Origin of the sequence: Citricoccus sp. NPDC055426 (assembly GCF_040677445.1) — a bacterium.
GTDB lineage: Bacteria > Actinomycetota > Actinomycetes > Actinomycetales > Micrococcaceae > Citricoccus.
Map to the genome: position 1 here is coordinate 101,755 of NZ_JBFARZ010000004.1, position 9,452 is coordinate 111,206.

At 69.8% G+C, this 9,452-nt stretch carries 9 protein-coding genes; all 9 read left to right on the forward strand.

The window, feature by feature from the left end; all coding sequences use genetic code 11:
• The first annotated feature begins 15 nt into the window (after positions 1–15).
• The 9 genes from uvrC to secG all read left to right on the forward strand — a co-directional run bounded on the left by uvrC (position 16) and on the right by secG (position 9,435).
• A complete protein-coding gene (gene uvrC, locus AB0K08_RS08330) occupies positions 16–2,049 on the forward strand; it encodes an excinuclease ABC subunit UvrC (RefSeq protein WP_363353287.1) in 2,034 nt (677 codons plus the stop codon).
• A gap of 44 nt (positions 2,050–2,093) precedes the next feature.
• Positions 2,094–2,987: an RNase adapter RapZ gene (gene rapZ / locus AB0K08_RS08335; RefSeq protein WP_363353289.1), complete on the forward strand. Its 894-nt coding sequence runs from the start codon at positions 2,094–2,096 to the stop codon at positions 2,985–2,987.
• A gap of 10 nt (positions 2,988–2,997) precedes the next feature.
• A complete protein-coding gene (gene yvcK, locus AB0K08_RS08340; RefSeq protein ID WP_363353291.1) occupies positions 2,998–4,038 on the forward strand; it encodes a uridine diphosphate-N-acetylglucosamine-binding protein YvcK in 1,041 nt (346 codons plus the stop codon).
• Between the two features lie 81 nt (positions 4,039–4,119).
• Complete coding sequence (gene whiA, locus AB0K08_RS08345; protein ID WP_363353293.1) at positions 4,120–5,109, forward strand: DNA-binding protein WhiA; 990 nt, start codon at positions 4,120–4,122, stop codon at positions 5,107–5,109.
• A gap of 136 nt (positions 5,110–5,245) precedes the next feature.
• Complete coding sequence (locus AB0K08_RS08350; protein ID WP_363353295.1) at positions 5,246–5,869, forward strand: superoxide dismutase; 624 nt, start codon at positions 5,246–5,248, stop codon at positions 5,867–5,869.
• Positions 5,870–5,985: 116 nt separating this feature from the next.
• On the forward strand, positions 5,986–6,990 hold the full coding sequence (gene gap, locus AB0K08_RS08355) for a type I glyceraldehyde-3-phosphate dehydrogenase (protein WP_363353297.1): 1,005 nt from the start codon (positions 5,986–5,988) through the stop codon (positions 6,988–6,990).
• Between the two features lie 58 nt (positions 6,991–7,048).
• Positions 7,049–8,320, forward strand: a complete 1,272-nt coding sequence (locus tag AB0K08_RS08360; RefSeq protein WP_363353299.1) for a phosphoglycerate kinase — start codon at positions 7,049–7,051, stop codon at positions 8,318–8,320.
• A gap of 1 nt (position 8,321) precedes the next feature.
• Positions 8,322–9,137 (forward strand): triose-phosphate isomerase, encoded by an 816-nt coding sequence (gene tpiA / locus AB0K08_RS08365; RefSeq protein ID WP_363353301.1) that lies wholly within the window; start codon positions 8,322–8,324, stop codon positions 9,135–9,137.
• A 46-nt stretch (positions 9,138–9,183) separates the two neighbouring features.
• Positions 9,184–9,435 (forward strand): preprotein translocase subunit SecG, encoded by a 252-nt coding sequence (secG, locus tag AB0K08_RS08370; RefSeq protein ID WP_363353303.1) that lies wholly within the window; start codon positions 9,184–9,186, stop codon positions 9,433–9,435.
• The last annotated feature ends 17 nt before the right edge of the window (positions 9,436–9,452 follow it).

Here is a 9,452-nt window from a genome sequence, read left to right on the forward strand (position 1 = left end):
CGGAGGTGATGACCTGTGCCTGATCCCGCCGGCTACCGGCCGAAGTCCGGTGAGGTCCCCACCTCGCCGGGCGTCTACCGCTTCCGCGACCCGGACGGGCGGGTCATCTACGTGGGCAAGGCCAAGAACCTGCGCTCCCGGCTGGCCTCCTACTTCCAGGACCCCGCCGGCCTGCACCCCAAGACCCGGACCATGGTGTTCACCGCCGGCTCCGTGGAGTGGACGGTGGTCGGCTCCGAGCTGGAGGCCCTGCAGCTGGAGTACACCTGGATCAAGCAGTACACGCCGCGGTTCAACATCATGTACCGGGACGACAAGTCCTACCCGTACCTGGCCGTGACCATGAACGAGAAGTACCCACGCGTGCAGGTCATGCGCGGGGACAAGCGCAAGGGCGTGAAGTACTTCGGCCCGTTCCACCCGGCCAAGGCCATCCGCGAGACCGTGGACCTGATGCTGCGGGTGTTCCCGGTCCGCACCTGCTCCTCCGGGGTGTTCCGCCGGGCCGAGCTCTCCGGTCGGCCGTGCCTGATGGGGTACATCGACAAGTGCGCGGCACCGTGCGTGGGCCGGATCAGCCCGGACGACCACCGCCGGCTCGCCCAGGACTTCTGCGACTTCATGGCCGGTGACGCCCACGTCTACATCCGCCGCCTCGAGACCCAGATGACGGAGGCCGTCGCGGACCTGCGCTACGAGGATGCGGCGCGCCGACGGGACGACATCGCCGCGCTGAAGCGGGTCTTCGAACGCAACGCCGTGGTGCTGCCCGAGTCCACGGAGGCGGACATCTTCGCCTTCGCCGAGGACGAGCTCGAGGCCGCCGTGCAGGTGTTCCACGTCCGGGAGGGGCGCATCCGCGGCCAGCGCGGCTGGGTGGTGGAGAAGGTCGAGGACGTCTCGGGCGCCACCATGGTCGAGCAGCTGTTGGAACAGGTCTACGGCTCGCTGGAGGACACCAGCCGCATCCCGCGGGAGGTCCTGGTGCCCGAGCTCCCGGACAGCGCGGAGCAGGTGGCCACGCTGCTGTCCGGGATCCGCGGGGCGAACGTGAACCTGCGGGTGCCGCAGCGGGGGGACAAGAAGGCCCTCATGGACACCGTGAAGGAGAACGCCGAACTCGCCCTGAAGCTGCACAAGTCACGCCGCTCCGGGGACCTGACCACCCGGTCCGCGGCCCTGCGCGAGCTGCAGGAGGCCCTCGAGCTGGACGAGCCGCTGCTGCGGATCGAGTGCTATGACATCTCCCATGTCTCCGGCACCAACGTGGTCGGGTCCATGGTGGTGGTCGAGGACGGCCTGCCCAAGAAGGCGGACTACCGCAAGTTCAGCGTGACGGGGGACGCCGCCCGGGATGACACCGCCGCCATGCGCCATGTCCTGACCCGGCGCTTCCGCCACTACCTCGACGACCAGGAGCGCAGCGGCACCTTCGCCACCGGCGAGATCGATCCGGAGGAGGCCTCGGCCGGTGCGGATGCCCTGCCCGACGGCGGCGGCGCACCCTCCGGTGGGCCGGCTGCGGAAGGTGCCCGGCCGGCGTCGCGCAGGTTCGCCTATCCACCGTCCCTGGTGGTGGTGGACGGCGGGCCGCCCCAGGTCGCCTCGGCCGCCCAGGCCCTGCGGGACCTGGGGATCACGGACGTGCCCGTGGTGGGCCTGGCCAAGCGGCTGGAGGAGCTGTGGCTGCCGGGAGACGAGTTCCCCCTCGTGTTGCCCCGCGCCTCCCAGGGCCTCTACCTGCTCCAGCGCATCCGCGACGAGTCCCACCGCTTCGCGATCTCCTTCCACCGGCAGAAGCGCGGCGCCTCGATGACCTCCTCCGCGCTGGACGGCATCGAGGGGCTGGGGCCCGCCAAGCAGAAGGCCCTGCTGAAGCACTTCGGCTCCGTCAAGCGCATCCGCGCCGCCACGGTGGAGCACCTGCAGGAGGTCAAGGGGATCGGCCCGGCCCTCGCCGCGACCGTCCACGCCGCCCTGCATTCCGAGGCCGGCTCCGGACCCGCCACCCCCGGCGTGAACCTCACCACCGGCGAGATCCTCGACTGACCCGGCTGGAATCGGCGCGGGGCGAAACTGGGTAGTCTGGACGCATGAGTGACGGACTGACACCGGTGAAACCGCCCACCTCCGAAGTCCTCATCGTCACCGGCATGTCCGGTGCGGGGCGCACCACCGCAGCCCATGCGCTGGAGGACCACGGCTGGTACGTGGTGGAGAACATCCCCCCGCAGCTGTTCGGCACCCTGACGGACCTGGTCGGCCGGTCCCCGGAGGCGATCCCGCGGCTGGCCCTGGTGGTGGACGTGCGGTCCAAGGAACTCTTCGCGGACATCCAGGAGGCCCTGGAACAGCTCCGCGCCCAGGGGGTCGACTACCGGGTCCTGTTCCTGGATGCCAGTGACGACCTGTTGGTGCGCCGCTTCGAGTCGGCCCGTCGTCCGCACCCGCTGCAGGGCTCGGGCCGGATCCCGGACGGGATCGCCGCCGAGCGACTGCTGCTGCGGGAGCTGAAGGAGCAGGCCGAGATCGTGGTGGACACCTCCGGCAAGAACGTCCACACCCTGGCCACCACCATCACGGAGCTGTTCACGGAATCCGGGCCGATCGTGCTGCGCCTGAACGTGATGAGCTTCGGCTTCAAGTACGGCCCGCCGCAGGACGCGAACTTCATGGCCGACGTCCGGTTCCTGCCGAACCCGCACTGGGTCCCCGAGCTGCGTCCCTTCACCGGCCGGGACGCCGAGGTCTCGGACTTCGTCCTGCAGCAGCAGGGCGCCGCCGAGTTCGTGGAGAACTACCTGGCCGCCCTGCGCCCCGTGCTGGACGGCTACCGCCGGGAGAACAAGCACTACGCCACCATCGCCATCGGCTGCACGGGCGGCAAGCACCGCTCGGTGGCCATGGCCGAGGAGCTGGGCCGCCGCCTGGGCCAGCAGCCACGCGTGACGGTCAAGGTCCAGCACCGGGACCTGGGCCGGGAATGACGGCCCGGGAATGAGCAGCCATTTCACGGGCCAGCTGCCACTGGCCCCGAGCTCCGTCCCCGCCCCGGGCGAGCCGGCGGGCACCTACGACCCCGCCCTGAGGGTGACCGCCCTGGGCGGCGGCCACGGCCTCTCCGCCACGTTGCGCGCCCTGAGGCTGATCGCCGGGGAGATCACCGCCGTGGTCACGGTGGCGGACGACGGCGGATCCTCCGGGCGCATCCGTCAGGAGATGGACGTCCTGCCGCCCGGCGACCTGAGGATGGCCCTGGCGGCCCTGTGTGACGACACCGACTGGGGCCGGACCTGGCGGGACGTGATGCAGCACCGCTTCACGTCCAAGGACGGCACGGACGCGACCCTGGACAACCACGCCCTCGGCAACCTGCTGATCGTGGCCCTGTGGGAGCTGCTCGGGGACCCCGTGGGCGGACTGCGGTGGGCGGGCGCGCTGCTGGGTGCCCGCGGCCAGGTCCTGCCCATGTCCACCGTCCCCCTGACCATCTCCGGCGCCGTGCTGTCCGAGAACGACTCCGGCAAGTTGGTGCGGCGCACCGTGACGGGGCAGTCCAGGCTGGCGGCGGCGGGCAAGGACAGCCGGGTCTCACACATCCGGGTGCAGCCGGAGGATGCCCCGGCCTGCGTGGAATCGCTGGAGGCCATCGAACTGTCCGACTGGATCGTCCTCGGTCCCGGTTCCTGGTACACGTCCGTGCTGCCGCATCTGCTGCTACCGGAGCAGCGGGAGGCCTTGGTGCGGACCACGGCGCGCAAGGCGCTCGTGATGAATCTCACCACGGACACCTCGGAGACGTCCGGCATGAACGCCGCTGATCACCTGGAGGTGATCCGCCACTACGCGCCGGACCTGCGGCTGGACTGTGTCATAGCAGATCAGCACGCGGTCCAGGACGTCACCGGCTTCGAGGAGGCGGCGGCCCGTCTGGGTGCGGCCGTACTGTTTAGTAAGGTTGGTGCCGGTTCGGGGACCCCCGTGCACGACCCCCTTCGACTGGCCCTGGCGTTCCAGGAGGCCTTCAAGGGCTCCTGATACGGTCATCGTCGTCCCGTCTGCCCGGTCCCACCGGGCGGCCCACCACCCGATCAAGCGAAAGATGTGAGGCGAGACCCCATGGCGTTGACTGCGGCCGTGAAAGAGGAATTGGCCCATCACGGGATCAAGAGCTCTTCCGAACGAAAGGCCGAGGTCTCGGCCATGCTGCGGTTCGCTGGCGGCCTGCACATCATCTCCGGCCGGATAGTGATCGAGGCTGAACTGGACCAGGCCGCCACGGCCCGCCGGCTGCGGACCGCGATCGCCGAGGTCTACGGGCACGGCAGCGAGATCATCGTGGTCTCCGGGGGCAACCTGCGCAAGGGCAGCCGCTACGTCATCCGAGTCATCCGGGACGGTGAGTCCCTGGCCCGTCAGACCGGGCTGCTGGACGTGCGCGGACGCCCGGTGCGTGGACTGCCCCCGATGATCGTCAACGGATCCGTGGCAGACGCCGAGGCCGTCTGGCGCGGCGCGTTCCTCGCCCACGGCTCCCTGACCGAACCCGGACGGTCCTCCTCGCTCGAGGTGACGTGCCCCGGTTCGGAGGCGGCGCTGGCCCTCGTGGGCGCCGCACGCCGTCTCGGGATCGTCGCCAAGGCCCGTGAGGTGCGTGGCGTGGACCGTGTGGTCATCCGGGACGGGGACGCGATCTCGGCCCTGCTGACCCGGATGGGGGCCCACGAGACGGTGCTGGTGTGGGAGGAGCGCCGGACCCGCAAGGAGGTCCGGGCCACCGCCAACCGGCTGGCCAACTTCGATGACGCGAATCTGCGGCGTTCGGCCCAGGCCGCCGTCGCCGCCGGGGCCCGGGTGGAGCGCGCCCTGCAGATCCTCGGGGACGAGGTGCCGGACCACCTCAAGTACGCCGGCCAGCTCCGGGTGGAGCACAAGCAGGCCTCCCTGGACGAGCTCGGCCGCCTCGCCGACCCGCCCATGACCAAGGACGCCATCGCCGGCCGGATCCGCCGGCTGCTGGCCATGGCGGACAAGCGCGCCGCGGATGAGGGCCTCCCCGGCACCGAGGCCGCCCTGCCGAGCGGGGCCACGGACGCAGACTTCGGGTGAACATTCCGGCTCTGAGCGGAACGGGTGGCCAGGTCACCCGGGGGCGTGCTTAGGATGGGAGCAAGGACTCGTCAAGCGGGTCCACCCGACGGCCCGGCGACCCCGGGACCGCACATCTGTCCATCAAGGAGGAAACATGGCTGAATTCACCCTGCCGGAACTGGATTACGACTACGCGGCGCTCGAGCCGCACATCTCGGCTCGGATCATGGAGCTGCACCACTCCAAGCACCACGCGACCTACGTCAAGGGCGCCAACACGGCGCTGGAGAAGCTGGCCGCCGCCCGTGACGCCAACGACTTCGGGTCGGTCAACCAGTTCTCCAAGGACCTGGCCTTCAACCTGGGTGGTCACACCAACCACTCGATCTTCTGGAAGAACCTCTCCCCGAACGGTGGCGACAAGCCCACCGGCGAGCTCGCCGCCGCGATCGACGAGTACTTCGGGTCCTTCGACAAGTTCCAGGCCCACTTCACCGCCGCCGCGCTGGGCATCCAGGGCTCCGGCTGGGCCGTGCTGGCCTACGAGCCGGTCGGCGGCAACCTGGTCATCGAGCAGTTCTACGACCAGCAGAACGGTGTGCCGGTGGCCACCATCCCGCTGTTCCAGCTGGACATGTGGGAGCACGCCTTCTACCTGGATTACCAGAACGTCAAGGCCGACTACGTCAAGGCCATCTGGAACATCGTGAACTGGGCGGACGTCTCCGCCCGCTTCGAGGCCGCCCGCGCCGGCGCCTCCAAGCTGATCACCCCCTGATCCGGTGACCTGATGACGGGCCGGCCGGTCTCCGGGACCGGCCGGCCCGCTTCATCTCCGCAACGTTTCCCGAAGATTCCCGTCGTATACCGTCCGTCCGACTGAAAGGCACCACCGTGACCAGGATCGCGATCAATGGATTCGGCCGCATCGGCCGCAACGCCCTGCGTGTCATCGAGCAGCGGGGCCTTGACCTCGAGCTCGTCGCCGTCAACGATCTGGCCGACGTCGAGGATCTGTTCTACCTCCTCAAGTACGACACGGTACTCGGCCGTTACCCCCATGACCTGCGGCTGGTGGACGGCAACATCGTCGCCAACGGCAGGACCATCCAGGTCTACGCGGAATCGGACCCGGAGAAGCTGCCCTGGGCGGAGCTCGGCGTGGACGTCGTGGTCGAGTGCACCGGTCACTTCACCAAGGCCGAGGGCGCGCGCAAGCACCTGGACGCCGGGGCCAAGAAGGTGATCGTCTCCGCGCCGGGCAAGGGTGTGGACGGGACCTTCGTCATGGGCGTGAACGATGAGACCTATGACCCGGCCACCATGGACATCGTCTCCTCGGCCTCCTGCACCACCAACTGCCTCGCCCCGATGGTCAAGGTCCTGCACGAGTCCTTCGGGATCGTCGACGGCATCATGACCACCATCCACGCCTACACCGGCGGCCAGAACCTCCAGGACGGTCCACACAAGGACCGCCGCCGCGCCCGTGCCGCGGCCCAGAACATGGTCCCCACCTCCACCGGTGCCGCCAAGGCCATCGGCGAGGTCATCCCGGAGCTGAAGGGCAAGCTGGACGGCTTCGCCATGCGGGTGCCGATCATCACCGGCTCCGCCACCGACCTCACGGTGGAGCTCGAACGCGAGGCGTCGGTCGAGCAGGTCAACGCCGCCTTCCACGCGGCCTCCGAGACCGACGCGCTGCGGGGCCGGCTCGTGTACAGCGTGGACCCCATCGTCTCCTCGGACATCGTCACCTCCCCGGCGGCCTGCACCTTCGACGCGCCGCTGACGAAGTCGATCGGCAAGACGGTGAAGATCATCGGCTGGTATGACAACGAATGGGGCTTCACGTGCCAGCTGATGGACCTGACGGCCATGGTGGGCTCTAGGCTGTAGTCCAGACCCCCGCTGTAGCCGGGGTCCCCACCGTCCGCCCGCCAGGAAGGCCTTTCGAATGACCGCCCAGACCCTCGACGACCTGCTGGAGTCGGGCGTGGCCGGACGCCACGTCCTCGTCCGCTCCGACCTCAATGTCCCGCTCGAGGACGGCGCCGTGACGGACGACGGCCGGATCCGCGCCTCGCTGCCGGTCATCACGGCGCTGGCGGATGCCGGGGCGCGGGTGGTCGTCATGGCCCACCTCGGCCGGCCGAAGGGCGAGGCGGATCCGCGGTACTCCCTGCGGCCCGTGGCCGAGCGGATGACCCAGCTCGCCGGGCGCGAGGTGCGGCTGGCCGCTGACGTCACGGGGGACTCCGCCCGTGCCGAGGCGGCCGCCCTGGCCGACGGCGGCATCCTCCTGCTCGAGAACGTCCGGTTCGACCCGCGCGAGACCTCGAAGGACGACGCCGAGCGTGCCGCGCTGGCCGCCGAGATGGCGGCGCTGGCCGGGGGATCCGACGGTGTTGCCGGCGGCGCCTACGTGGGTGATGCCTTCGGCGCCGTGCACCGCAAGCACGCCTCCGTGTATGACATCGCCGCCGAGCTGTCGTCCTACCAGGGCCGGCTGGTCGCCCGTGAGCTGGACGTGCTCTCACGCCTGACCGGGGCGCCGGACCGCCCCTACGTGGTGGTCCTCGGCGGCTCCAAGGTCTCGGACAAGCTGGCCGTGATCGACAACCTGATGGAGCGCGCCGACACCCTGCTGATCGGTGGCGGCATGCTGTTCACGTTCCTCAAGGCACAGGGCCACGAGGTCGGGGCCTCCCTGCTGGAGGAGGACCAGATCCCGGTCGTCACCGAGTACCTGAAACGGTCCGAGGACGGCGGCTGCCGGATCGTGCTGCCCACGGACATCGTGATGGCCTCGGCCTTCGCCGCCGATGCCGATTCCGAGGTGCTGCCCGTGGAATCCCTCACCGGCGGCGCGCACGGGGCGGCGGCCCTGGGCCTGGACATCGGACCGGAGACCCGGGTGGCGTTCGGTGACGAGATCCGCCAGGCCCACACTGTGTTCTGGAACGGCCCCATGGGCGTCTTCGAGTTCGAGGCCTTCGCCCACGGCACCCGCACCGTGGCCCGTGCCCTGACCGAGTCCTCCGGGCTGACCGTGGTCGGTGGCGGGGACTCCGCGGCAGCCGTGCGCACCCTCGGATTCAGCGATGGCCAGTTCGGCCACATCTCCACGGGCGGGGGCGCCTCCCTGGAATACCTCGAGGGCAAGCACCTGCCCGGGGTCGAGGCCCTGCAGCGCGCGGACGACGGCACGGGACAGGCGGGCGCCTGAGATGACCTCCAAGACCGACGGCACCTATGACCGCACCCCGCTGATCGCCGGGAACTGGAAGATGAACCTGGACCACCTCCAGGCCGTGACGCTCGTGCAGAAGCTCACGTGGACGCTCACGGACGCGGACCACGACTTCGAGGACGTCGAGGTGGCCGTGTTCCCGCCGTTCACGGACCTGCGCAGCGTGCAGACCCTGGTGGCGGGGGACCGGCTGCCGCTGGGCTATGGCGCCCAGGACCTCTCGGCCGAGGACTCCGGTGCCTACACGGGGGAGGTCTCCGGGCAGTTCCTGGCCAAGCTCGGATGCACCTACGTGCTCGTGGGCCACTCCGAGCGGCGCACCCTGCACCACGAGGACGACGCCCTCGTGGGGCGCAAGCTCGCCGCCGCCCTGCGCCACGGCATCGCCCCCATCCTCTGCGTGGGCGAAGGCCTCGAGGTCCGCCAGCAGGGCCAGCAGGTGGAGCACACCCTGGCCCAGCTCCGTGGCGCCCTCCAGGGCCTGACGGCCGAGCAGGTGACCGGACTCGTGGTCGCCTATGAACCCGTCTGGGCCATCGGGACCGGTGAGGTCGCGGGGCCTGAAGACGCCCAGGAGATGGCCGCCGCGCTCCGCGCCGAGCTGGCCTCGCTGTTCGGCGCCGGCACCGCGGCCGCCGTCCGGGTGCTCTATGGCGGGTCGGTGAAGTCCACCAATGTCGCCTCCATCCTGCGTCAGAAGGACGTCGACGGCGTGCTGGTGGGCGGCGCCAGTCTGGACGAGGGCGAGTTTGCTAGCATAGTCAGGTTCGAGCATCACCTTCTGACTGACTGATCACCCGATCGATCGACCGACTGAACGCCGTACGGAAAAGAGTGACGTGGACGTCCTGACCCTCATCCTGCAGATCGCCCTGGCCGCCATCAGCGTCCTGTTGGTCCTGCTCATCCTGCTGCACAAGGGCCGCGGCGGTGGCATGTCGGACATGTTCGGGGGCGGGGTCACCTCGTCGCTGGGGGCCTCCGGGGTCGCCGAGAAGAACCTGAACCGGCTCACCGTCACCCTGGGCGTGACGTGGGGCGCGATCGTGGTGGCCCTCGGGCTGATCATGCGCTTCTCGCAGGACTTCTGAGCCAGACCCCTCTGAGC

Bases quoted from the DNA above. Each gene is read 5' to 3' on its own strand.
- whiA (WP_363353293.1), top strand. From the start codon at position 4,120: ATGGCGTTGACTGCGGCCGTGAAAGAGGAATTGGCCCATCACGGGATC.
- AB0K08_RS08360 (WP_363353299.1), top strand. From the start codon at position 7,049: ATGACCGCCCAGACCCTCGACGACCTGCTGGAGTCGGGCGTGGCCGGA.
- yvcK (WP_363353291.1), top strand. From the start codon at position 2,998: ATGAGCAGCCATTTCACGGGCCAGCTGCCACTGGCCCCGAGCTCCGTC.
- AB0K08_RS08350 (WP_363353295.1), top strand. From the start codon at position 5,246: ATGGCTGAATTCACCCTGCCGGAACTGGATTACGACTACGCGGCGCTC.
- tpiA (WP_363353301.1), top strand. From the start codon at position 8,322: ATGACCTCCAAGACCGACGGCACCTATGACCGCACCCCGCTGATCGCC.
- rapZ (WP_363353289.1), top strand. From the start codon at position 2,094: ATGAGTGACGGACTGACACCGGTGAAACCGCCCACCTCCGAAGTCCTC.